This is a genomic window from Nitrosomonas limosa, assembly GCF_054188085.1.
In genome coordinates, this window is the sequence record NZ_CM135180.1 from 280,740 (window position 1) to 305,324 (window position 24,585).

A 24,585-nucleotide genomic window follows, 5' to 3' on the forward strand; every position below is an offset into this window, starting at 1 on the left:
AAGCTTTATTAATAGTAACGGATCTATCAACATCAATCCGTTATATTTGTCACTTAAATTATCATTTTGTTCGTTTTATTGAGATGCAGCAATCATTAAAAAATATTCGTAATATTCTGATTTATGCAACAGTTGTTGGTTTAATTTCGCTGTTGTATTTTTTCTATGCCTACGCGGTTCATCCGATTCCCGAAGAACGCGAGACTTTTCTGACTGAAATTGGCGAAGTATTTGGCAAGTCCGGTTTGGCGTTGTTAATTTTTATCTATTGCCGTACTTTGCTCAAATTGGCGCTCGGACAGGGAAAACTGGCGCAGCGCCTGCTTCCGGATTATGTGCCGCCGGTGGATTCCACGCATTTGAATCGCTTGCTGATTTGGTTGAACCGCACCCATATTTATTTCGGCATCGCGGCGGTGGCGGTGATTCTGCTGCACATTGCGCTGATGGGTTTTTCGCGTTACAGCCATATACTGTTTTTCCCTGCGCTGCTGGGTTTAGTGATCTGGCAAGGCGTTTTCGGGATGTTTTTGACGCTGCGTTATTCGCCGGTGGAGTTGAAGAAGTTTTCCTATTTGGTGCACGCGCAGTTTGTTACCGGTATCGCTATCGGGATTTTTGCACTGTTTGGTCATTTGCTGATCGATGATTGAGCGGCGTATCCCCTGGGATGCTGCACGAAATGCAATCTTCTATTGCGTCGCCGGTCAGACAGTCAGAAGTGGATAATTATCATCTTTCTTCCGGTACAGTGTATGATCTTATGCGCTGCTTTGCTGCAAAGCCCGACGAACAATTAATAAATAATTAATAAGAAAAGAAAATTATGCAGGAGCCCGCCAATATAAAGATCCTGATTTTGGACGATGACACGTTCATGCTCAAGTTGTTGACCCGGATGCTTGCAAAATTAGGTTATTCCGCAGTCATGACCTGTGACAACGGTTCCGATGCATTAAGGAAAATCGATCAGATCGATACGCGGCCGGATTTGATTTTGCTTGATTTGAATATGCCGGATATGGATGGTATCGAGTTTGTCCGCTATCTGGTTGATCGCGATTATCATGGAAAGCTGATCCTGGTCAGCGGTGAGGACGAGCGGATGCTGCGTACCGCCGAGAAGCTGGTGCAGGCGCATAAAATTCCGATGTTAGGCTATTTGCACAAACCCGTGGATCCGGACAAATTATCGGAATTTCTGCAAAAATGCACCGATAGCACTGCAGATTCACCGTCGCCGGTGGGCAAAACTTATAGCGCTGCGGATATTCGATCAGCCATTACCAATCAGGAATTAGTCAATTACTATCAACCGAAGGTATCGGTTGTCAGCGGTGAAGTGATCGGAGTGGAAACACTGGTGCGCTGGCATCATCCGCAAGATGGAGTCATCACGCCGAACCGGTTTATTCATATCGCCGAAGCGAATAACTTGATCGATGATCTGACACGTCTGGTGCTGACGCAAGCGATTATCCAAGCCGGGAAATGGCATCAAGAAGGGCAAACCCTGCGCGTATCCATCAATGTCACCATGGATAATCTGGCTTCTTTGGATTTTCAAGACATGGTAGTTAATCTGGTCAATGAGAATAATCTGCCGCCGCAAAAAATTGTGATTGAAATCACTGAAAGCCAAGTGATGGGGGCGGATGCGCGCGTACCGCTGGAGATTCTGACTCGCTTGCGGCTGAAACGCTTTCATTTGTCGATCGATGATTTTGGCACAGGCCATTCTTCATTAGCGCAATTGCGGGATATTCCATTCAATGAGCTGAAAATCGATCAAGGATTTGTGCATCGCGCATGGCAGGATGATACTTTGCGCGCGATTTACGATGCCAGTCTGGCGATGGGCAAACAATTGGGGATGGATATCGTGGCTGAAGGCGTGGAAGACCGGAATGACTGGGAGCTTTTACGGCAAACGGGTTGTGATATGGCGCAAGGAAACTTTATTTCCGAACCATTGTTACCTGCTGACCTCCCGATCTGGCAGCAAGCCTGGCATCAACGAGTGCTTGATGAACTGAAAATAGATTCCAAATAACCAGATAACTATCGCTCTGGTCGGATAGAGAACGGCTGATTTGGATTTTTACCGGAAGGCTCTAGGCTAACAGATTGATTCTACCAGCCTAGAGTGGAACCTGAATATTACGAATTACTGCGCAATTATTTAAGTTTGGTTTCTTTGTATTTCACATGCTTCCGAGCAACCGGATCGAATTTCATGATCTCTAATTTTTCTGGTTTTGCTCGTTTATTTTTGGTCGTTGTATAGAAATGACCAGTGCCGGCAGAAGATTCAAGTTTAATTTTTTCACGCATTCCGATGAGTTCCTAACTTGTCAGTGATTATTACGAGTCTTATTAAGCGCATTTGCCTTCAGCACGCAACTTTGCCAACACAACCTCAATGCCGTTTTTATCGATCGTTCGCAGCGCTGCATTAGTTAACCGCAAGCTTATCCAACGTTTTTCGCTTTCGAGCCAAAATCTGCGCCGTTGCAGATTCGGCAAAAAGCGTCTTTTGGTTTTGTTGTTTGCATGAGATACGTTGTGTCCAGACATCGGTTTTTTACCAGTTACTTCACATACTCGTGCCATGATGATGCACTCTCCAAAATTCTTAAAAGCTTAAATTATATCCTGATTTGGTCGGTTTGCTCAAATTAAATCATGTTCGGCAAATGACAAAGCGGTACCATTACCAATAATGAAATGATCGAGGACTTTGACGTCGATGAATGCCAAGGCTTGTTTGAGTGATTGTGTCAGAATTTTGTCGGCATGGCTCGGTTCGGCTACACCGGAAGGGTGGTTGTGTGCAAAGATGATTGCAGCCGCATTGTGATGGAGCGCGCGTTTTATAATTTCCCGGGGATAAACACTTGTTTGTGTTAATGTTCCGCTGAAAAGCTCTTCGGTAGCGATCGTATGATTTTTGGCATCCAGAAAGATACCAATAAAAACCTCGTGTTGTTTGTTGGCGAGCGTCAGGCGAAGAAAATCTCGCACCAACGCGGGCGAACTCATGGTGTTTCCATTTTTCAATTCTTCACTGAGGGCACGGCGAGCCATTTCCAGAACCGCTTGTAATTGCGTGTACTTTGCAATTCCCATTCCGGGTATCTGGCAAAAATTGGTTTGGCTGGCAGCAAAAATACCGGTTAAATTGCCGAAGTGCGATAGTAATTCTCTTGAGAGATCGACAGCGCTTTTGCCCGTGATACCCGTACGCAAGAAAATGGCTAATAATTCTGCATCTGAAAGCGCGTTAACGCCTCTTTGCAGTAGTTTTTCTCGAGGACGTTCCGATAGGGGCCAATGGGTGATTGCCATAAGTTAGTTTTATGATATTAATATTTCTTAAGGAAGCCTGATTAATCGACTGCACGAGTGAATTGCTTCGTTGCGCGGTACTCACCCCCTCGCCTATCAGATTGATATGTCTCGGTTGTTGCGTTCCGTGCGCCTCGCCCTTCATCACGTTCGTTGAATTAATCAGATGGAATGGACACCGCCCTCCTGACAACGGCATCGCAATGTGCCACAGTTGGCTTTCAATCATCAACTCAAAATTGGAGGGCGGCATCCATGGATAAGATTAGCGTAGTTGGTTTGGATTTGGCAAAGAATGTTTTTCAGGTACATGCTGTTAATGCGCAAGGACGGGTGGTGGAGCGCAAGCAATTGAGGCGAAGCGAGGTACTGTCGTGGTTTGCAAAGATCGAACCTTGCCGGATTGGGCTGGAAGCCTGTGGCGGCATGCATTACTGGGCACGCAAGCTGAACGAACTGGGGCATACGGTGCGGCCGATGGCGGCAAGATTCATCAAACCCTATTTGAAGTCGAACAAATCGGATATGCTCGATGCGGAAGCCATTTGTGAAGCAGTGCAACGCCCGGGAATGCGCTTTGTTTCGGTTAAGTCGGTGCAGCAACAGGCGGTATTGCACTTGCATCATAGCCGGCGGTTATTGGTTGAACAGCGTACCGCGCTAATCAACCACATACGTGGAATGCTGCTGGAGTTTGGTATAGTGATTGCCGTAGGCCCCAGTGCGCTCAGGAAACGACTGCCGGAACTATTGGAAGATACCGGCGATGAGTTGCCGCCGATGTGCCGGGATTTGGCCGCTGTGTTGCGGGATCAATTATCGGCACTCGATGAGCGGATTGCGCTACTGGAGCACAAGATTCAGCAATGGCACGTCAGCAATGAAGCGAGTCAACACTTGGCCGGGATTCCTGGTGTGGGCGTCATAAGCGCTACCGCGATTGCTGCAGCGATAGGTGATGCAAGGGCATTTACCAATGGACGGCAATTTGCCGCTTGGCTAGGACTGGTGCCGCGCCAGGCATCGAGCGGCGGGCGGCAACGTCTGCTGGGAATCAGCAAACGAGGTGATCGTTATCTGCGCACTTTGATGATCCACGGTGCGCGTGCTGTAATCCGGCATTTACGTGCCGGCAACAAGCCGGTAAGCCGCCTGGCAATGCCTGGATTGCGCAATTGCTGGCGCGGTGTCATCCCAATGTCGCAGCAGTGGCGCTGGCTAATCACAATGCCCGGGTAGCTTGGGCATTGCTGGCTAAAAATGAAACCTATCGTGCTGGATACGCTGCTGAAGCATGATGATATGAGCGATTCATAAAAAACAGAAGCATCGTTAACAGGAGGATATTCATTCACGATTGCTTGCATTTATGTGATGGAAAAACAGGTCGGACCGCGGCGGCCAAACCCGGGGAAGCTCTCGAAGCAAACAGACTTCGCCATTCAGATTGGGACCCGCCGGCGAATACACCATAGGGGCTCTGAGCTAAACGCTCTTATCAAAAGCCGAATGTAAGTGTGCAATCGAACCTTGTGTTTCTATACATCAGTGCTTGCAAAACGGGCGGTGTCCATGTAAGCGCTTCCTTAAATTTTATGAAGAGCTGGGAAATTGCCTTTTTTCAGTTAGCGGCACACAATATAGAGAAATTGAACACTTCCGGACGTATTGGTTTTTACGTAATTGATGCCATTTAGAGCATTGATGAACAAAGGTAATTTTATTTCATGACAATTCTGGTTTCCGCCGAATCTGTAAAACATATCGTGTTGGGTGTTACCGGCGGAGTAGCTGCCTATAAAGCCGCTGAATTAGCGCGCCTGCTAACGCAGAGTGGCGTCGAAGTGCAAACGGTTATGACCGAAGCGGCTAGTCAATTTGTAGCTCCGGCAACTTTCCAATCGTTAACCGGGCGGCCGGTTTATACAAGTTTGTGGGAGACCAATGCCAGTTATAACATGGCGCACATCAATCTATCCCGTGACGCCGACATGATCTTGGTGGCCCCTGCAAGCGCTGATTTTATTGCAAAAATTGCCAATGGCTTGGCCGATGATTTGCTCTCGACGCTCTGTTTGGCGCGTGATTGCCAATTGCTGATTGCGCCGGCAATGAACCGCCAAATGTGGGAACACCCGGCGACACAGCGTAATGTAGACCGGCTACGGCGCGATGGTGTGAAAATTCTAGGACCGGCCAGCGGTGAACAAGCGTGTGGCGAGATTGGCATGGGACGGATGCTCGAAGTCAATGAATTGCTGCAAACTGTGCAAGGTTGCTTGCTAGGCAATCAGCTCCTGGCCGGGAAAAAGATTTTGATTACTGCCGGACCGACTTACGAAGCGATTGATGCTGTACGTGGCATCACCAACAAAAGCTCCGGGAAGATGGGGTATGCGGTTGCTCAAGCGGCAGTAGAGGCCGGCGCATCGGTTACGCTGATTTCCGGACAAACTTGCCTGGCACCGCCCGCTGTCGACAAGTTTTTAGCAGTAGTGAGTGCTGACGATATGCTGCAGGCAGTCCAGGCTGAGGTCGCCCAGGCCGATATCTTTATCAGTGTCGCTGCCGTGGCCGATTATCGCCCGGTGAAAACCAGTCAGCAAAAAATAAAAAAATCGGCAAATCATCTGACCCTTGAGTTGCGCGCTAATCCGGATATTTTATTGTGGGTGGCAAATCTTCCAGAGCCGCCATTTTGCGTGGGCTTTGCAGCGGAAACCGATGATCTCGGACAAAATGCCGCAACCAAACGCGCGCAAAAGAAATTGCCTTTATTGGCGGCAAATTTGGCGCAGGAAGCCATCGGTTTTGATGAAAGCGAACTGATTTTGTTCGATGATAGCGGTCAGCATGTGCTGCCCAAAGCTTCCAAAATCGAACAAGCCCGGCTTTTGATAAACCATATTCAGTCACTTTATAACCAGAAACATCAAAAAACATGAAAAAGATCGATATCAAAATTCTTGATCAACGTATACGTGAGCAACTTCCGGCTTATGCGACACCAGGTTCGGCAGGGTTGGATTTGCGCGCCTGCATTGAACAATCGATGACCATCAATCCGGGAGAGACTTGCCTTATTCCAACAGGGATAGCGATGCATCTTGCTGACACCGGGTTAGCTGCTTTGATACTGCCACGTTCCGGGCTTGGGCATAAGCATGGAATTGTTCTAGGTAATCTTGTCGGGTTAATTGATTCCGATTATCAAGGACAAATTCTGGTTTCATGCTGGAACCGGGGAGACACCGCATTCCATCTGAATCCTATGGAACGTATTGCGCAATTAGTCGTGGTTCCGGTTATCCAGGTGGCATTCAATTGTGTCGATGATTTCGACCAAAGCCATCGCGGCGCTGACGGCTTTGGCAGTACGGGCAAGCATTGATGCTCGCCTGCAATGTTGGCAGCTTAATGAAAGCGCGGCAGCATTCCTTTTATTCCACGCATCATTTTGGCCATTCCGCCTTTATTCATCATCTTCATCATTTTTCTGGCTTGTTCAAACTGTGCCAGCAAGCGATTGACTTCCTGGACCGAGACACCCGCTCCGGCAGCGATGCGGCGTTTGCGGGAAGCTTTGAGAATTTCGGGTTTCTCGCGTTCTTGTTTAGTCATGGAGTTAATAATTCCCTCCGTCCGGCTGAGCTGTTTATCGTCCACTTTAATATTCTGTGCAGCTTGACTGAGTTGCGCCGGTAATTTATCCATCAAGGCGTTCATTCCGCCCATGTTACGCATTTGTTGAAACTGCGCTTTGAAATCATCCAAATCAAATGCTTTGCCTGATTTCATTTTTTTCATCAGCTTTTCAGCTTCCTGCTGATCGGCGCTACGCTGCGCTTCTTCAATCAAACCCAGCACATCGCCCATGCCCAGAATGCGTGAAGCCATCCGATCCGGATGGAAGGCTTCCAGGCCGGTCAGTTTTTCTGCGACACCGACAAATTTGATCGGTTTTCCGGTGATATGCTTGACTGATAGAGCGGCGCCACCCCGTGCATCGCCATCCATCTTGGTTAAAACCACGCCTGTCAAAGGTAATGCATCCGAGAATGCTTTAGCGGTGTTGACAGCATCCTGACCCTGCATGGCGTCTACAACAAAAAGCGTTTCAATCGGTTTCAGCAGCGCTTCCAGTTCGCTGATTTCGCGCATCATCGCTTCGTCAATCCCTAGCCGGCCTGCGGTATCGACAATCATGACATCATGATGATGCCGGCGTGCATAATCCAGTGCCGCTACGCTAATTTCTCCGGGTTTTTGCCCATCCGCAACAGGAAAGAAATCAGCCCCGATTTGCTTGGAGAGGAGTTCCAGCTGGTGAATGGCGGCTGGCCGATAAATGTCGCAAGATACCAATAATACTTTCTTTTTCTTTTGCTCCATTAACCACTTGGCAAGCTTGCCGCTGCTGGTTGTTTTACCGGCGCCTTGCAATCCTGCCATTAAAATGACGGCGGGAGGAACTGTCGCAAGATTAATATCCGCTTTCTCGCCGCCCATGATGTTCATCAATTCTTGATAAACCACACCGACAAGCGCTTGTCCCGGGGTGAGGCTATTGAGCACTTCGTGTCCGACAGCTTTGTCCTTCACGCGCGCAATGAAATCCTTAACGACCGGTAGTGCAACGTCAGCTTCGAGAAGCGCCAAGCGGACTTCACGCAATGCATCTTGGATATTGCTTTCAGTTAACCGGGCTTCGCCGCGTAAGGTTTTGATAATACCGCTGAATCGGCTGGTTAGATTTTCAAACATAGTGGAGCCTCGTAAAGGTCGAAAATTAGATAACTTAAGAGTGGTTCAAATTTTATCAATATAATGATGGCGAGCTCTTTGAATTTGATTAAGTGCAATGTAGACTAACCAGTTATTTCAATTTAACAAAATTTGAACTTCTGATGACCGGCATTTTAACTTATCTCACTGCTTTTTTGCTTTACATCCTGATCGGATGGTTTTTCTGGAAGAATACTTGGAATCAATCGTTGGAAGCAAAAGAACAAACAGTCAATATTGTCTGGGCGCACTATGGAATGCTCGTGCCGCTGTTGCTGCACGCCGCAACGCTTTATCAATCAATGTTTGTCGGGGGCGGCCTCAGTTTTGGGTTGAGTAACGCAGTTTCGTCGATTGTGTGGTTAACTGCCTTTATTTATTGGTTTTCCGGATTTTCTAAACGGCTGCAAGGAATGCAGACGCTGGTTGCACCGGTTGCCGCTGCTGCTGCGGTTGCAATGCTGTTACCTCTGCTGTTTCCCTCGGTCCGTCCACTTGAGAATACTGAATTACCGGCATTTAAAGCGCATTTACTGGTAGCCATGATGGCTTATAGTCTACTGACGATCGCTGCAATGCACGCCTTATTCATGATTGTGGTGGAGCGGCATTTGCATCATCCTGCAACGCGATCGATATTCAACAACTTGCCGCCGTTGCTGGCAATGGAAAAATTGCTATTTCATATTATCTGGGTTGGTTTCATTTTGCTCACACTGACGCTGATGAGCGGGGTGGTTTTTTCAAAAGAAGTATTTGGACAACCCCTGACTTTTTCGCATAAAACACTTTTCGGATTCATTTCTTGGGGAGTATTCGCGGCTTTGCTGGCTGGCCGGCAGTTTTACGGATGGCGCGGACGGATCGCGATCCGTTGGACCCTGGCCGGCTTTATTACGTTGTTGCTGGCGTATATCGGAAGTAAATTCGTGCTGGAAATTATTCTTAACCGTTACTAGGGAAGCGCTGATTAATTGACTGCGCAAGCGATTTGCAGCGTTGGGTGGTGCTCAAAAACTCGCCTATCGGATTGATATGTCTCGCTTCTTGCGCTCCGTCCGCCTTGCAACTCATCTTGCTCGTTGAATTAATCAGTGTTTCCCTAGGTAACCGGCTGGCTTCCACATGCTTGAGGAAAGACAAACGTTCAAAATGCTTAATGCGCGCGTAAAAAAAATTTTAATTTCTGGTGCGGTTTATTCTGACGACCTCCTTGAGACGCCGGAGATTACGCATTACTTGGGCGAGATGATGTCTGTTATTGACTTGAATGATAAAACGCATGTGCATGTAATCTCCCTCGCTCTCCATGGCGATATCGTCAATATTGGAATCGGCTTTGGCAATCTCGGCTGCGACGTGCGCTAGTACACCTTGTTTATTGGCGGTGGTAACTTTGATACTGGCTTCAAAAGTTTTTACGATGTCTTTACCCCAGGTTACATCCATGAAGTTATCCGAATTTTTTTGACTGCTGGTGACATAGCTGCAATCGAATGTATGGATGATAAGCCCCGAGTCTTTTTTGAAAATTCCAACGATGGTATCGCCGGGGATCGGGCGGCAGCATTTTGCAAATTGAACGGTGACACCTTCTGTGCCAAGTATCGTAATCGGGCCGGCGCTTTGCTGATTGGAAACGGATTCCGGCGATGCCAATCGTTTTGCCACAACAACCGGTAATTGCTTGCCCAAAGCCATTTCAGCAAATAATTCATCTTTGGATTTGACACCACTGTCGCGAACCAGTTTATCCCATTGCACATCGCTGATCGTCTCGGGACTGATGTTAAATGAAAGCAATGCTTGATTTAACATACGCTCACCCAATTTAACCGATTCGTCGTATTGAATCGTTCTAAGGAAATGACGAATGTGCGACCGGGCTCTGCCTGTTGCGACATAACTAAGCCATGCAGGATTCGGCTTTGCGTACGGCGCGGTTACAATCTCAACGCGATCGCCGCTTTTTAACTGTGAACGTAACGGCGCGTTCTCACCGTTGATTTTTGCGGCAACGCAACAATTCCCAACATCCGAATGCACCGCGTAAGCAAAATCCACGGCCGTTGAACCTCGTGGAAGTGTCAAAATTTTTCCTTGCGGCGTGAAGACGAAAACATCGCCGGGAAATAAGTCGATTTTCAAATGTTCCAGGAATTCCAAAGAATCGCTGGATCCGCTGAGCGTTTCCAGCAAACTTTGCAACCATTGATTGGTTTTTGAATGTAGGTCATTGAAATCAATGTCAGAGCTTTTGTATAACCAATGCGAAGCGACGCCGTTTTCAGCTATCCGATGCATTTCAGCGGTACGGATCTGAATTTCGATGGGAATGCCATAAGGTCCCAGCAACGTGCTATGCAGCGATTGATAGCCATTGGCTTTGGGAATCGCGATATAGTCTTTGAATTTTCCGGGTATCGGCTTGTATAGACTGTGCAGCATGCCCAGTGCGATATAGCAGGACGGGATGTCTTTGACAATTACGCGAAAGCCGTAAATATCGAGCACTTCGGAGAAAGATAAATGTTTCTCGACCATTTTCGTGTAAATGCTGTAGAGGTGCTTCTCGCGACCGCTGACTTCCGCTTCCAATCCTGCATCTTTTAGTTTTTGTGTAATGGTTTCGAGAATTTTTCCAACCACTTCCCGTCGATTACCGCGCGCCGATTTCGTTGCTTTTACCAGAACTTTATATCGCAGCGGATAGGAATAACGAAAACCCAGCTCTTGCAGCTCTTGATAAATGGTATTCAAACCAAGACGGTGCGCGATAGGCGCATAAATTTCGAGAGTTTCTCGTGCAATGCTACGCTGTTTCTGCGGAAGCATGACCTCTAATGTGCGCATGTTGTGGAGCCGGTCTGCCAGTTTGATCAGGATCACACGCACATCCCGGGCCATTGCCATCAACATCTTACGGAAATTTTCCGCTTGTGCTTCTTCTTGTGTCTGGAATTCAATTTTGGTGAGTTTGGATACACCATCGACCAGTTCTGCAACCGGCTCTCCGAATCGTTCGCTGATTTCGGCTTTGGAGATATCGGTATCTTCCACGACGTCATGCAGTAATGCGGCTGTTAGTGTCGGCGTATCAAGGTGAAGCGTACTCAGGATCCTTGCGACTGCAACCGGGTGAGAAATATAAGGTTCGCCCGATTTGCGGAACTGTCCGGAATGCGCGCCTTGCCCGAATGAATAGGCGTTGCGGAGCTGGGTGATATCTTCCGGTTTGAGATACTGCGATGTTTCAGAAAATAATAACTCTGCTTCAGGCATGGTGTAATCTGATTGGGGCGTGCATCGGGCAATAACTTTAGCGCGTTTGAATTGCCTTTTGCAAATCGGCTTTCAAGATGCCGATACGTGAAAATTTTTCACGTATCGGAGCAATGGGAAAAAACTGGATTTAACGGCTAATTTTTGGTGTTAAGGATATCGATACCGATTTTTCCTTGAGCCAGTTCACGTAGTGCAATTACTGTGGGTTTATCACGTCCGGCATCAACCAATGGTGCTGAACCGATAGCCAATTGCCTCGCTCGCGTTGTAGCTGTTAATGTCATTTCAAATCGATTCGGAATCATCTTTAAACAATCATCTACCGTAATGCGCGCCATGAGTCTTTTCCTTTGGTGATTAAAAATTGTTGATAAATTTTACTATAGTATGAGTGTAAACATAAATTAAAGCATAAGATGCACTGATTGCCGGTTTAGGCTGAATCTTTCGCGCGGTTGAAAGTGGTGCTTAAAGTTCATCAATCAAATAAATCGACTACATTCTCTATGTGTCAGCTTTCTTGCATTTGACCTGATTCGTCAAATGTTATTTTGGTTCTGTTGCATTCCGGAATAGCAAGTCAGGTAAATTGCCGGATTAATTCAAAGTGATTGATTAACTGCCGCGATTTTCTTAGATGTTCAGATTGTACAATGCTCGCCAAGTCACTGAGCGCTTGTTCAAGAATATCGTTGACGATCACATAATCATATTCGGCAATATGACTGATCTCCTCCCGTGCGGCCGCAAGTCTTTTTTGAATAATTTCCGGATTATCCTGCGCTCTTGTTTTTAGCCGGGTTGCCAGTGCTTCGGCAGAAGGAGGAATAATGAAAATTCCAATGGCTTGCGGAAACAGTTTCCGTATTTGCTGAGCACCCTGGCAATCAATTTCCAGCAAAATATCTTGTCCGGAGGCGATAATTTTATTAACCCAATGCTGAGAAGTGCCATAAAGATTGCCATATACTTCAGCACTTTCGATAAATTCTCCATTGAGCAGCATTTGCTGGAATGTTTCCGCAGTTACAAAATGATAATCGCGGCCATCGATTTCTCCCGGGCGCGGTGGCCGTGTGGTATGCGAAATCGAAAGAGCGAGATTTGGATTCGATTGCAGTAAGGCCCTGACCAAGCTTGTTTTTCCGGTACCGGAAGGTGCGCTTATGATAAATAAACAACCGTTTGGTTTAATCATTTGAGGCGATGTCGTAAACGATCAGTTTCTTGCTTAGTTCGAATTAAATGCGGTAAGCACTTGGCCTTTCAGTGTTCTGATCAACCTTGTCTCCTCGGAAGAAATACCTTCAGGTGCTTCGACATCACGATCTGCATAAAAAAGCCCAATTGGTTTTTGGCGGGTCACTAAAGGCAGAATCATAAAACTGCGTGCTTCGGGCAGTAAATCATTATGCCATTGCGGAACTAACTTACGAATTTTACAAGCATATGCATCAGAAATCAGCAAATCGGCGTTTTTTTTCAGAGCCCCATGAAATAAATCGATCGCGGGTGTGGCCGAAAAATTAAATGCTTTCTGATAAATCATGTTATTTTTTCCCAACGAGCTTCGCGCGCGGTACTGGTTAATTTTAGGATCTAACAAGCAAAGCGCGATAAAGCGGAATCCGAGGCTATTATAATAAGTTTCGAGCACAAGCATAATAAGATCATCAAGTTTATAATGTCCGGAAGCCATGATTTCCGCCACGTCTTGTATTCCGGATAATAGCAACATGGAAGCATTATAGGGTTTACCGCTCGGATATCGTTGAGTAATTTGATGATGATCATTTTCACTCGTTTCGAGTACCAATTCATTCAGTGCATCTTCTTCATTCTCGCGATTAAATTCAGTCGGTGATGAACTCGGGCTGTTCGTTCGTTTTTTTTCTAATGCGAGCAGATCCGTATCCATCAAGAGTGCATAAGTTTCTTCGCTGGCATTAGCTATCAATTGATTCAATTTTGTAGTATCGAGACAAAGCGCTTTGCCAAAACGGTTAAGCAGCTTCTCTTTATAGGCCGGATCGTCAATTTGCATGCATGCCAATACAAGCGGTGCAGTTTTTTCACTGAATTCTGCAGCTTGCTGCATCCACTCGTGTTTGCTTTTTGCCTGATTGAGATTGCCGCCGGGGCGATTTTTTAGAGCTTGGATAATACTGACGGGAATGTTCCAGTTTTCTAGAATATTTTCGGTCAATGTTTCAAGATTGAAACCTAATACTTGCATCGCTGCCTGCCATGGGGTATGTGCGCCCTGCGCTATCAATGCCGTCATTTTTTGATAGTGCTCGGGATCGTAAGCGGCAAGCAATAAGCGGCCAAGATTTTTAAACAATGCAACCACTACGATTTCTTCAGCATCACTAAATTGGCTATGTTTAGCAAGCTCGCGGCTTACCATGCTCGCTGCCAGCGTATGAATCAGCTCGGTTCGAACATGCTCAGCATGCTTTCCTGACAGGCCATCGACAAGCAACATGGCTAAAGCGCAGTTTTTGACAGAATTGAAACCCATCAGAAAAATGGCTTTAGAGACGCTGGTGATAATTTTATTGGAAGAGGATCTGAATGCGACGGAATTGGATAACCGCAGAATCTTTTGTGTCAGTGAAACATCGGATAATACAAAATACGACAATTGACGGATGGATTCATGATCGGAAGATGACAGTTGCACGATACGTGAAATGGAACTGCCCAGCGTCGGAAGATCCGGATCGTTGGCGATGGCTTCGAGTAGATTGTTTTTTATCGTTGCGGTATTTGCGGCGGGTACAGCGGAGTCATTCGTTAAACCATTGGGAGTGAAGGGTGAATGGATTGATCGCATCGTCGTAATATACCTTAATGAGATAACAAGACCGGAAAAGCTGAATCAGTTAATGCGGATAAATAACTCAGAAGTCTAACTATTTAATGTCATTAGATATCGGCATGCCGATCTGGTTATTGATATGAAATGTATATTTCACGTTAAGGATATTGTTAGAGACCTTTGCACGGTTACTACGCGGCACGATAATTGCGTTAAAAATTCGCGAAAAATGCTCATTTACCTCGTGTAAACTCCGCTTTTTCGCAAATTTTTACCTTATTCTCGTACCGCTCATGAAACCGTGCAAAGGTCTCTGTTAAAAAGATAATGTAAGTACCTGCGTTATTCGGAAATCGTAAATGAGTTTTTGCCGGGTCGATATTGGAAAATCTAGAATTATCTCGACGAGATCTGCGGATTCACTCTGTTGCGGGGGCGCGTCATTTATAACTGGATGGAAACCGGAAGTAGCGCCATGGCAGTAATTTTGAGATAACCGGTGCGAACTTCCGGAAAGTCGCACCGTTTTAGAAACGGGCTATGCTCGAAGAAATTTTTCGAATACCAATTAAAATGGATGATGCGAACGTAAATTTGCCGTTATTGCTGTTCTTTGCGTACTTTCTCGATAAGGCCATTCAGAGTTCTAATGGTATCTTGCGGAGTACCCCCCATCCGTCCGCTGGTGATGTATTTGCCATTGACGATTAGCGCGGGAACGCCATTGAGCTCATATTGACGCGTCATTTGTGTAGATTTGGAAACAAGATTCTGCACACTGAAAGATTGGTAGGTATTCTCAAATTTTTTCCTGTCGACACCTTGTTTTTCAACCCAATCGAATAATACCGAGTCGTTATTCAAGTCAATTTTATCGCGATGGATCGCATCGTAAACTTTATCATGCAAAGAACTGGTGATTCCCATTGCCTCGATGGTGTGAAATATTTTTGCAGCCGGAACCCAGTTGGCGCGAAGAATCGCGGGAACATAGCGGAAGCTCACATCCGCAGGGATGTTGGTCAGCCAGTCAGCAAGATGCGGATGCAAACTGTAGCAGTGCGGACAGCCGTACCAAAAAAATTCCAGAACCTCGACCTTGCCAGTATTATCAGTTGGAATCGGCTTGGCAAGAACCGCGTAATCTTTACCTTCAACGACTTCGGCCCGAATACCGGGAACAAAAATAAACGAGAAACTCAACAATACCAAAAAAGCTGAAAAAAACTGGCGTCGCTTCATTTTTACTCCTTCAACAAAGTTTGATAGTCACTGGATAATTGCTATCCGAGGGTTGTATAAAATAAACAGAGTGAAAAAAATTTACCCAATGAATTATTGGACTTTTACAAATTGCGCTTCAATTCCATTTTCTTTTAACGATGCATTGGCGCGATCGACATCCGTCCGGTTGTTAAAGGGGCCGACACGGACCCGGTACCACATGCCTCTCTCCGCCAGGTCGATCGGCTGAACTGTAGCGAACAAACCCAACAATGCCAGTCGTGCTTTTAAGTTTTCTGCTTCATCGTTTTTCCGGAACGATCCAGCTTGCAGAAAAAATTTCTCAGGTGCGGGCGGTGGAGAGGTAGCGGGAGGAACGGCTCGTGGTGGCGCTGGTTCTGCTGGATAAGTACGCGGCTGAATTGCTGCGACTTGCGGTGCAGGTTCCGGTGGTGTTGTTATCGGCGCGGGACGCGGTGGGGCAATTGGCGGCGCAGGTTCAGCGGGCCTTTCGAGTTTAGTGTTTACTTCCGGCGTTTTTACGGTTGCGGGCGGCTCAATCGGTGGTGGTTCCATGGCTGGCCGGTAGCTATGATCGATTTCCGGTTCGTCGATGCCTGGTAATATTTTATAAAAATCGAACTTTGGTTTTTCTTCTGCCAAATGTATCGGTTCTTCTTTTTCTACTTTCTCAGGTTTATCGGGTACTTCTGCAGTGGATTTTTTTTGATTGATTTCTGCTGAACTAGGCGTTTTCTCAGTCGCAAGAAAAGGATTCGGTCCATAGTTAAAATACACCCAAATACCGATGGCGCTGGCAAGACCTAGTGCATAACCCACAAATCCGCCTAAGAATGCCGAGCCACCTTTTTCCGGCGTCGACCGTGCAGTTTTGCGGGATTTGTAATCTCGACTCATGGATATCCTTCAGTATTATTCGGTTACATTTTATCAGGAGCGTTGACACCGAGTAATGTCAAACCGTTAATTAAAACCTGGCGAATGGCTGCGATCAACGCCAAGCGTGCGTTTTGCAATGGAATTTCCGCTACCAGAAAACGTGTGGAATTATAGTAGCTATGAAATTCGCTCGCCAGCTCCCTAAGATAGAAGGCGATAAGGTGTGGCGAGTATTCGCGTGCAGCCATTTCTACAGTATCCGGAAAGTCGATAAGTTTTTGTAATAGCGCCAATTCAAGCGGGTTCGTCAGTATCGTGGTATCCGCGGAGTCCAGTTCGTCTACTTGACCATCCCATTGCGCCAGCACACTGCATACCCGCGCATGTGCGTACTGCACATAATAAACCGGGTTTTCGTTACTTTGCGATTTGGCTAAATCCAGATCAAAATCCAGGTGCTGATCGCTTTTGCGCATGACATAGAAGAAACGAGCCGCATCTTTACCGACTTCCTCGCGTAGTTCCCGTAAAGTGACAAACTCACCTGAGCGCGTCGACATCGGTGCTTTCTTACCGTCACGATAAAGCACCGCGAATTGCACCAAGGCGATTTCAAGTTTTGACGGATCCAGCTCAAGCGCTTGCAAGGCGCCTTTTACCCGTGGAATATAGCCGTGATGATCGGCGCCCCAAATATTAATGACTTGATCGAAGCCGCGTTCAAATTTATTCAGATGGTAGGCAATGTCTGAAGCGAAGTAGGTGAATTGTCCATTCTCGCGTTGCACGACGCGATCTTTTTCATCGCCAAAATCGGTCGAACGAAACCAAATGGCACCATCTTGTTCGTATAGGTATTTTTTGTCCTCAAGCAATTGCATAGTACGTGCAACGGCGCCGTTATCGTATAAAGATTGTTCTGAAAACCACACGTCGAATTCGACGCCGAATTCCATTAAATCGTTGCGGCAATCGCCCAGTTGCTCGGTCAATACAAAATTATGAAAATACGCATAGTCTTGTCCCAGGATTTTTTTGGCATTGGCGATCAGTATATCCAAATGCTCATCGGTAGAGACTACGGTCTCCAATACTTGCGCAGGCAACCCATCCAGCAATAATGCAGGTTGATGGACATAGCGGTTTGCATGCGCCTGGAAAATTAACTGCGCCATGGTGCGCACATAACTGCCCTGATATGCATTTTGCGGGAACGGTATGTGGATATCGTTGAGTTCCAGATACCGCAGCCAGGTTGAAAGCGTCAAAATATCCATTTGACGGCCTGCATCATTCACATAAAACTCACGCGATACGTTGAAACCTGCTGCCGATAGGACATTTGCGAGGCTCGCACCATAAGCGGCGCCACGGCCGTGCCCGACATGCAGGGGGCCGGTCGGGTTCGCGGATACAAATTCCACTTGAATTTTTTTTCCTTGTCCGAAACCGCCGTGACCGTAAGCAGCCTTGCCTTGCAGCACTTGATACACGCATTGCTGCTTGGCAGCATGGCTTAAAAACAAATTGATGAAACCGGCGCCGGCAACTTCCACTTTTTCCAGATGCGGCGATGCGGGGAGGGCGGCAATCAGCAAACCGGCAACTTCGCGGGGATTTTTATGCAGCGATTTGGCCAATTGCATGGCCAGATTGCAGGAATAATCGCCATGACTGGCCTGTTTTGTGCGGGTTAATTCTATTCGCAGCACCGTATCCGTGGATATGATGGTGCGAGCCGCTTGTTCTAAGAGTCCGGAGAAATGGGTTTTGAAATTCGGGTAATCACAAGAAGTCATGGTTAGGAATCAGCGTTATCAGATTTGTACGGCCGGATTTATCGTGTATTGCCGCTATTTTATCAGGTCGCGGAATCAGACCAAAGATTGTTGTCGGTAGGTTTCAAATAAACAGATGCCAGCACTGACCGCGACGTTCAAACTTTCAACCCCGCCGAGCATGGGTATTCGTATCAATTGATCGCAATTTTCCCGTGTCAAACGGCGCATGCCTTTTTCTTCCGAGCCGAATACCCAGGCGACGGCGCCTCGCAACTGAAAATGCGTCAGTTCGTGTTCAGCGTCTTCGGCAGTTCCGTAAATCCACACATCACGCTCCTTTAATTGCTTGAGCGTACGTGCAAGATTGGTGACTGCGATATATGGCACGGTATCGGCCGCGCCGCTGGAGACTTTGTAGACCGTGGGTGTCAAGCCGACTGCCCGGTCTTTAGGAGCAATCACCGCGTGAACACCGAAGGCATCGGCTACCCGCAGGCACGCACCCAAATTATGCGGATCCTGAATGCCGTCGAGTACCAGCAATCGCGCAGGTTCGGTCAAGCTGTCGAGAATATCGTCAAGATCGAAATGCTGGCTTTTCGCATCAACGTTCGCAATCACGCCTTGATGGCGATGACTGCCGGTAATCTCGGTGAGTTTTGAGCTGTCACCCGTGATTATGCGAATTTTGTGGTTTCCGGCGAGTTGCATCAGGCTCCGCGCACGTTGATCATCGCGCGTAGCATCAATGATGATCTCTTTGATACTCCCGGGATTTTGCCGCAAGCGGCTGGTAATGGCATGAAAGCCGAAAATGAAGCGCGTACCTGACACAGTTTGATTAGTTGAGAGTTGGAAACGGCAATTGCGTTATGTCGAGTGATTGCTGGGAGATATTGTAAAGTAAATTCAACCCATTAACCTGACTTCTTTTTTCTGATGCTCGCTTTAGATTGTGATCGCTTCGGTTTTTTCTCGGATTCGATCAACACAAAATCAATTTTACTGGTTTCCAAATCGACACGGACTACTTGTACGCAGACCCGGTCACCCAGCCGGAATTGCTTGCCGCTGCGCTCGCCAAGCAGCATATGCTTTGCAGCATCGAAGTGAAAATAGTCGCTGGGCAGATCGGAAATATGGACCAATCCTTCGACATACACTTCGTCGAGTGCTACGAACAAACCGAAGCCGGTTACGCTACTGATAACGCCATCAAAACACTCGCCGATTTTATCCTGCATGTAAAAACATTTAAGCCAGGCTTCAACGTCCCGCGTGGCATCGTCGGCGCGCCGTTCGGTCATGGAGCAATGCTGCCCCAACGTATGCCAGTCTCCCGGTTGGTAAATCTCGCCCTTCAAAACAGCTTTGATTGCTCGATGAACGAGCAAGTCAGGGTAACGCCTGATCGGCGAAGTAAAATGCGTATAAGCATCATAGGCCAGGCCGAAATGCCCGGTAAGATCCGGGCTATAGATGGCTTGTTGCAAAGAACGCAGCATGACTGTCTGCAACAATTGAGCATCCGGTCTGTCTTGAATTTTGAGCAAGGTTTGCGCGTAGTCTTTGGCACTCGGCTTATTCTTGCCGCCGAGCGGGATACCGAATTCTTTCAAGAAATTGCGTAATGCTTCAATTTTCTCAGGAGACGGGCTTTCGTGAATGCGGTAAAGCGTGGTTTGACCGTTTTTTTGTAGAAAATCAGCGGCGCAAACATTGGCTGCCAGCATGCATTCTTCGATTAAGCGGTGCGCATCGTTACGTTGTACCGGTACGATTTTTTCGATCTTACCTTGGTCGTTGAAAAACATTTGAGTTTCAGTTGTTTCGAAATCAATTGCGCCGCGTTTTTTGCGAGCTTTCAATAGCGCCTTGAAGAGTTTGTCGAGTAATTGCAAATGCGGAAGCAATTCAGCATATTCTTCGGCTTCTAGACCACTGCTGTCGGCCAGCATGGCGGCGACGCGGGTATAGGTCAACCGGGCATGAGACCACATGACGGCAGGATAGAATGTGTATTCGATAATCTCACCGCTCGTCTTAAAGCGGATTTCGCAAACCATGCATAAGCGTTTTTGGTTAGGATTCAGAGAGCATAGTCCATTCGATAAAACTTCCGGAAGCATCGGGATCACCCGCCGCGGAAAGTACACTGAGTTGCCGCGGTTATAGGCCTCCTGGTCGATTACATCGCGTGGTTTGACATAGTGGCTGACATCCGCGATGGCAACGAACAGCCGGTAACCTTTGCCATCTTTCTCGCAATACACAGCGTCGTCGAAATCTTTCGCGGTCTCACCGTCGATTGTAACCAAGGGTAAGTGGCAAAGATCCCGGCGTCCCGACCATTCTTTCTTCAAAACATTTTTTGGAAACTTCGCTGACAGTTTAGCGATTTCCGGTGAAAACTCGTAGGGGAGATCATGCTTGCGCAGCGCGATCTCAATCTCCATTCCCGGCGCGGTGTAATTACCCAGGATTTCAACAATTCTGCCGATCGGTTGCGCGTGCTTGTTGGGTTGCTGGATGATTTCCACCATCACAACCTGGCCGGCTTTGGCTTTTAACGAATGCTCCTTGGCAATCAGAATATCCTGGCTGATGCGCTTATTTTCCGCGACTACAAATAAAATACCGTGATCGATATGCAACCGTCCGACTAATTTTGTATTAGCCGATTCCAATACTTCGACGATTGTAGCTTCGCGCCGGCCGCGCCGGTCCAGACCGATTTCGCGCACGAGAACCCGGTCGCCGTGCAGTGCCTTGTGCATTTCTTTGGCGCTGAGATACAGATCGCCGCTGCCATCGTCCGGAATTAAAAAACCGAAGCCGTCCGCGTGTCCTTGCACCCGGCCTGTAATCAAATCCAGTTTTTCCATTACGCAAATATCGTTTTTGCGGTTACGGAAGATCTGGCCTTCACGCATCATTGCCGCCAGGCGGCGGTCGAACAATGTTTGTTCTTTTTTGTTAATCGACAGTAATTTATAAAGCGTGCGCTCGGCAACCGGAATCCCTTGTTGTTTTAAAATTTGCAGGATATATTCCCGGCTAGGCAAGGGCTCCGGGTAGCGTTCCTTCTCACGTTTGAGAAAAGGATCCAGATCGCGCAATTTCTGCTTCTTGTGATTTGACAAAACAATGATTTCCTATAGAATGACGCGTTTTTCGGCAGCCTATATCCTGGCTGCATCTTGCCCAGATGGCGGAATTGGTAGACGCGCATGGTTCAGGTCCATGTGCCTTCGGGTGTGGAGGTTCGAGTCCTCTTCTGGGCACCATCAATATCATACCAGTAGTTCTATTCTAATCAATCGGCGATCGCCGCGCAGCGTTAATATAAATTTTGCTCTATTCGATAGCGGGTTTTATTGTTTTGCGCTGACAATATCGAACGATACCGATTAAATTCAAGAAAAATATTAGGTTAATGGATCAATGTAATGATAAATTAGGCGAGATCACAATAATTCGGATAAAGCCGGTTAGTAATTACTTGTGATCTTAAATTTGATACAGAACAACTAGAAAAAATTGCTTTGTGTTTATGCAGTTAATCTGCAGAGCGTGGGCGTTACTTTTTGTTTTCTTGATATCAGTCGCAAATCTCATTCAGTTGGCTCGACTACAATAACAAAATGATCGATTCGTGTGATTTGTTTCGCGTTGGCTATCTCATGTTGAATCAGAATGGCCAGATTCAAATAATCAATCCGGTTGCATGCAAGTTTCTTGGGTTCGAGAAAAACGGATTACTGCAGCAAAATTTTTCCTCTTTCATCATGGCAGAGGATAAATTTTTGTGGGATCAATTATGTTCGGATAAAAGCACACACGATCTGAAAGGTAATCTGCAATTGCGATTGCTACGCTGTGATGGTTCTTGTTTTCATTCAAACCTGCACTATCAATTCCAGAAAGATGAGTTGGGTTTAGCGGTTTTTCGCATATTTCTGACTGAAGCCTCTCAACAGAATCCGGATATTGATGTTCGCTGCTCGGCAAGTTCGGAAAACGATTATCTACTCGCTTATTCCCCGGTGATTGTGTACAAATGCGATGTGTTTTCGCCATTTACCGCGCAGTATATTAGTAATAACTTGAGCAAAATTCTTGGATACTCCGCGGAAGAATTTCTGTCCGTACCGGATTTCTGGTCGAGCCGCATTCACCCTGAAGATCGCGATAAAGTATTCGCCAACCTCTCGTTGCTGTTTTTCTCCGGCAGACAGCTCCATGAATACCGGTTTAAACATAAAAATGGCCGATGGAAATGGTTAAGGGATGAGCTCTTTTTGATTACCGGTTCAAACGGTTCACCCGTTGAAATTGTCGGTTATCGAAGCGATATTACCGAGAACCGGGAAAAGGAAGTTGCATTATACGATTCGCGTAATTTGCTTAAAACCATTATTGATACCGTACCGCTGCGAATTTTCTGGAAAGACAAACAATCGCGTTATTTGGGGTGCAACCCTGTGTTCGCCAAGGATGCCGGCGTGAAATTTCCGCAGCAAATCATAGGCAAGAATGACTATGATTTGAGCTGGACTAAAGAACAAGCCGATCATTATCGCGCCGATGATCGGCAAGTGATCGATTCGGGCGTGTCCAAGCTTTATTACGAAGAGCCGCTAAATACACCGGACGGTAATACGATTTGGCTGCAGACTTCAAAAGTGCCGTTGCGTAACACTCACCATGAAGTCTTTGGGGTACTCGGCATTTATCAGGATATCTCAGAACAAAAACAATCCAACGACACCATGCGGCTGGCATCCGCGATTTATCATTATAGTAACGAAGCCATCATGGTATCGGACGAAAATAATCTGATCATGGCGGTCAATCCAGCCTTTACCCGAATGACGGGATATGAACTTAATGAAGTTAAAGGTAAAAATCCAAAGATTTTTAATTCCGGCCGGCATAAAAAATCTTTTTATCAGAAAATGTGGCAAAAGTTGCTTGCCGAGGATCACTGGCAAGGAGAAATTTGGGATCTTCATAAGGATGGCAGTCTGCATGCAAAATGGATGAATATCAGCATCATTCGTCAGGCCGACCAGCGGATCTACTGTTATGTCGCGCAATTTTCAGATATCACTGAAAAAAAGAAACTCGATGAACTATATTTGGCGCAGGCGAATTACGATGATTTAACCAATTTGCCGAACCGGAGCTTGTTCAAGTATCAATTGAATAAGGAAATCAAAAAATCGCGCCGCAACAATTCGCTGTTATCCTTGTTGTTTCTCGATCTGGATCATTTCAAGGATATTAACGATACTTTGGGGCATGCCATTGGCGATAAACTGCTCACGGAAGTATCGTCGCGCATTTTGAAATGCGTGCGAGAGACCGATACCGTAGCGCGCCTGGGGGGTGACGAATTTGCGGTGATACTGCCCGATATCACCAAGCCGCGCATCGAAATGATCGCGCAAAATATCATTGCGGCGCTCAATAAACCATTCATTCTGGATCAAAATAAGGTTGAGCATTTCATTTCGACCAGTATTGGCATCGTGCTGTATCCGGCGGATGGGCTTGACCTGGAAAGCCTCATGAAACATGCCGATCAAGCGATGTATAAGGCGAAACTGGAAGGGCGGAGCCGTTTCTGTTATTTCACGCGCTCAATGCAATTTGAAGCGTATGAAAAAATGACGCTGACTCATCAACTCAGGAGTGCATTGGCCAAAAACGAATTGCAGGTGCACTACCAGCCGATTCTGGATTTATCCAGTAAGCGCATTATTAAGGCCGAAGCGTTACTGCGATGGAATCACGCCAGCCGGGGATTGATCGATTCCTCGATCTTCATTCCCATTGCAGAAGAGAGCGGATTGATCAACGAAATCGGCAATTGGGTATTCATGCAAGCCTGTGCTTTGATTAAGCGTTGGCTCGATGAATTCGGAACCATCATTCAAATCAGTGTCAATGTCTCCCCCATCCAGTTTAAATATTTCAACAAGTACGCCTGGTCGGAGAAACTCAATGAACTCGGGTTGCCGGGGAATTGTATCAATGTTGAAATCACTGAAGGGTTGCTGCTAAAAGATACTTCCGATGTCAAGGATCGTTTGCTGGAATATCGTAATGCCGGTATCGAGGTTTCGATTGATGACTTCGGCACCGGGTTTTCATCGCTTTCCTACCTGAAACGATTTGATATCGACTACCTCAAGATCGATCGCTCGTTCATCAGCAATCTGATTAACAATGAAACCGATCGCGCGTTGGTCGAGGCTATTATCGTCATGGCGCATAAATTGGATATTTATACCATCGCCGAAGGTGTGGAATCGAGAGAGCAGCAGGATTTATTGACTCAATTCGGCTGCGATTATGTACAAGGTTTTTATTATTCTCCCGCCATCCAGACGGACGAATTTGAACGTTTGCTGGTGAATCAGCAGACCTGAA

General features: G+C 46.7%; 19 protein-coding genes, 1 tRNA gene and 1 pseudogene. 8 read left to right on the plus strand and 13 right to left on the minus strand.

Annotation, left to right across the window (positions count from 1 at the left end):
* Positions 1-83: 83 nt before the first annotated feature.
* Positions 84-653, plus strand: a complete 570-nt coding sequence (locus ACV7NC_RS01255; protein WP_458153618.1) for a hypothetical protein — start codon at positions 84-86, stop codon at positions 651-653.
* A gap of 173 nt (positions 654-826) precedes the next feature.
* Positions 827-2,053 carry an EAL domain-containing response regulator gene (locus ACV7NC_RS01260; RefSeq protein ID WP_458153619.1) on the plus strand — a complete coding sequence of 409 codons (1,227 nt, stop codon included), beginning with the start codon at positions 827-829 and terminating at the stop codon, positions 2,051-2,053.
* A gap of 125 nt (positions 2,054-2,178) precedes the next feature.
* Here the strand turns inward: ACV7NC_RS01260 and rpmG are convergent, their stop codons facing one another.
* The 3 genes from rpmG to radC are packed head-to-tail and all read right to left on the minus strand — an operon-like array spanning position 2,179 to position 3,348.
* Positions 2,179-2,334 carry a 50S ribosomal protein L33 gene (rpmG, locus tag ACV7NC_RS01265; protein WP_292917092.1) on the minus strand — a complete coding sequence of 52 codons (156 nt, stop codon included), beginning with the start codon at positions 2,332-2,334 and terminating at the stop codon, positions 2,179-2,181.
* 42 nt (positions 2,335-2,376) lie between these two features.
* Positions 2,377-2,613: a 50S ribosomal protein L28 gene (gene rpmB / locus ACV7NC_RS01270; RefSeq protein ID WP_458153620.1), complete on the minus strand. Its 237-nt coding sequence runs from the start codon at positions 2,611-2,613 to the stop codon at positions 2,377-2,379.
* 60 nt (positions 2,614-2,673) lie between these two features.
* The gene (gene radC / locus ACV7NC_RS01275) at positions 2,674-3,348 is read right to left on the minus strand and encodes a RadC family protein (protein ID WP_458153621.1); all 675 of its coding nucleotides are present in this window, start codon (positions 3,346-3,348) and stop codon (positions 2,674-2,676) included.
* 255 nt (positions 3,349-3,603) lie between these two features.
* Between radC and ACV7NC_RS01280 the strand changes: the two are divergent.
* The 3 genes and pseudogenes from ACV7NC_RS01280 (at position 3,604) to dut (ending at position 6,739) form a co-directional block, all read left to right on the plus strand.
* Positions 3,604-4,646 (plus strand): annotated as a pseudogene (locus ACV7NC_RS01280) (IS110 family RNA-guided transposase).
* A gap of 429 nt (positions 4,647-5,075) precedes the next feature.
* A complete protein-coding gene (gene coaBC / locus ACV7NC_RS01285) occupies positions 5,076-6,293 on the plus strand; it encodes a bifunctional phosphopantothenoylcysteine decarboxylase/phosphopantothenate--cysteine ligase CoaBC (RefSeq protein ID WP_458153622.1) in 1,218 nt (405 codons plus the stop codon).
* Positions 6,290-6,739 (plus strand): dUTP diphosphatase, encoded by a 450-nt coding sequence (dut, locus tag ACV7NC_RS01290; protein ID WP_458153623.1) that lies wholly within the window; start codon positions 6,290-6,292, stop codon positions 6,737-6,739. The genes coaBC and dut overlap by 4 nt, the downstream gene beginning before the upstream one ends.
* 23 nt (positions 6,740-6,762) lie before the next feature.
* Here dut and ffh read toward each other — a convergent pair whose 3' ends face one another.
* Positions 6,763-8,112: a signal recognition particle protein gene (gene ffh, locus ACV7NC_RS01295; RefSeq protein WP_458153624.1), complete on the minus strand. Its 1,350-nt coding sequence runs from the start codon at positions 8,110-8,112 to the stop codon at positions 6,763-6,765.
* A gap of 143 nt (positions 8,113-8,255) precedes the next feature.
* Between ffh and ACV7NC_RS01300 the strand changes: the two genes are divergently transcribed.
* Positions 8,256-9,092 carry a cytochrome C assembly family protein gene (locus ACV7NC_RS01300; protein ID WP_458153625.1) on the plus strand — a complete coding sequence of 279 codons (837 nt, stop codon included), beginning with the start codon at positions 8,256-8,258 and terminating at the stop codon, positions 9,090-9,092.
* Between the two features lie 220 nt (positions 9,093-9,312).
* Here ACV7NC_RS01300 and ACV7NC_RS01305 read toward each other — a convergent pair whose 3' ends face one another.
* The 9 genes from ACV7NC_RS01305 to rnr form a co-directional block, all read right to left on the minus strand.
* Entirely contained in the window at positions 9,313-11,415 is a 2,103-nt protein-coding gene (locus ACV7NC_RS01305; protein ID WP_458153627.1) for a RelA/SpoT family protein, read from the minus strand.
* 137 nt (positions 11,416-11,552) lie between these two features.
* Complete coding sequence (gene rpoZ / locus ACV7NC_RS01310; protein WP_458153628.1) at positions 11,553-11,756, minus strand: DNA-directed RNA polymerase subunit omega; 204 nt, start codon at positions 11,754-11,756, stop codon at positions 11,553-11,555.
* Positions 11,757-11,998: 242 nt separating this feature from the next.
* Positions 11,999-12,616 (minus strand): guanylate kinase, encoded by a 618-nt coding sequence (gmk, locus tag ACV7NC_RS01315; protein ID WP_458153629.1) that lies wholly within the window; start codon positions 12,614-12,616, stop codon positions 11,999-12,001.
* 33 nt (positions 12,617-12,649) lie between these two features.
* Positions 12,650-14,257: an HDOD domain-containing protein gene (locus tag ACV7NC_RS01320; RefSeq protein WP_458153630.1), complete on the minus strand. Its 1,608-nt coding sequence runs from the start codon at positions 14,255-14,257 to the stop codon at positions 12,650-12,652.
* Positions 14,258-14,842: 585 nt separating this feature from the next.
* Positions 14,843-15,484 carry a thiol:disulfide interchange protein DsbA/DsbL gene (locus ACV7NC_RS01325; RefSeq protein WP_458153632.1) on the minus strand — a complete coding sequence of 214 codons (642 nt, stop codon included), beginning with the start codon at positions 15,482-15,484 and terminating at the stop codon, positions 14,843-14,845.
* 93 nt (positions 15,485-15,577) lie between these two features.
* Positions 15,578-16,384 carry an SPOR domain-containing protein gene (locus ACV7NC_RS01330; RefSeq protein WP_458153634.1) on the minus strand — a complete coding sequence of 269 codons (807 nt, stop codon included), beginning with the start codon at positions 16,382-16,384 and terminating at the stop codon, positions 15,578-15,580.
* A 23-nt stretch (positions 16,385-16,407) separates the two neighbouring features.
* Positions 16,408-18,165 (minus strand): arginine--tRNA ligase, encoded by a 1,758-nt coding sequence (argS, locus tag ACV7NC_RS01335; protein WP_458153635.1) that lies wholly within the window; start codon positions 18,163-18,165, stop codon positions 16,408-16,410.
* 75 nt (positions 18,166-18,240) lie between these two features.
* The gene (gene rlmB, locus ACV7NC_RS01340; protein WP_458153636.1) at positions 18,241-18,981 is read right to left on the minus strand and encodes a 23S rRNA (guanosine(2251)-2'-O)-methyltransferase RlmB; all 741 of its coding nucleotides are present in this window, start codon (positions 18,979-18,981) and stop codon (positions 18,241-18,243) included.
* 83 nt (positions 18,982-19,064) lie between these two features.
* Entirely contained in the window at positions 19,065-21,290 is a 2,226-nt protein-coding gene (gene rnr / locus ACV7NC_RS01345) for a ribonuclease R (RefSeq protein WP_458153637.1), read from the minus strand.
* Positions 21,291-21,349: 59 nt separating this feature from the next.
* Here rnr and ACV7NC_RS01350 point away from each other — a divergent pair.
* Together ACV7NC_RS01350 and ACV7NC_RS01355 are read left to right on the plus strand one after the other, a co-directional pair.
* Positions 21,350-21,434: transfer RNA gene (locus tag ACV7NC_RS01350), tRNA-Leu, on the plus strand.
* Between the two features lie 357 nt (positions 21,435-21,791).
* Complete coding sequence (locus ACV7NC_RS01355) at positions 21,792-24,584, plus strand: EAL domain-containing protein (protein WP_458153638.1); 2,793 nt, start codon at positions 21,792-21,794, stop codon at positions 24,582-24,584.
* The last annotated feature ends 1 nt before the right edge of the window (position 24,585 follow it).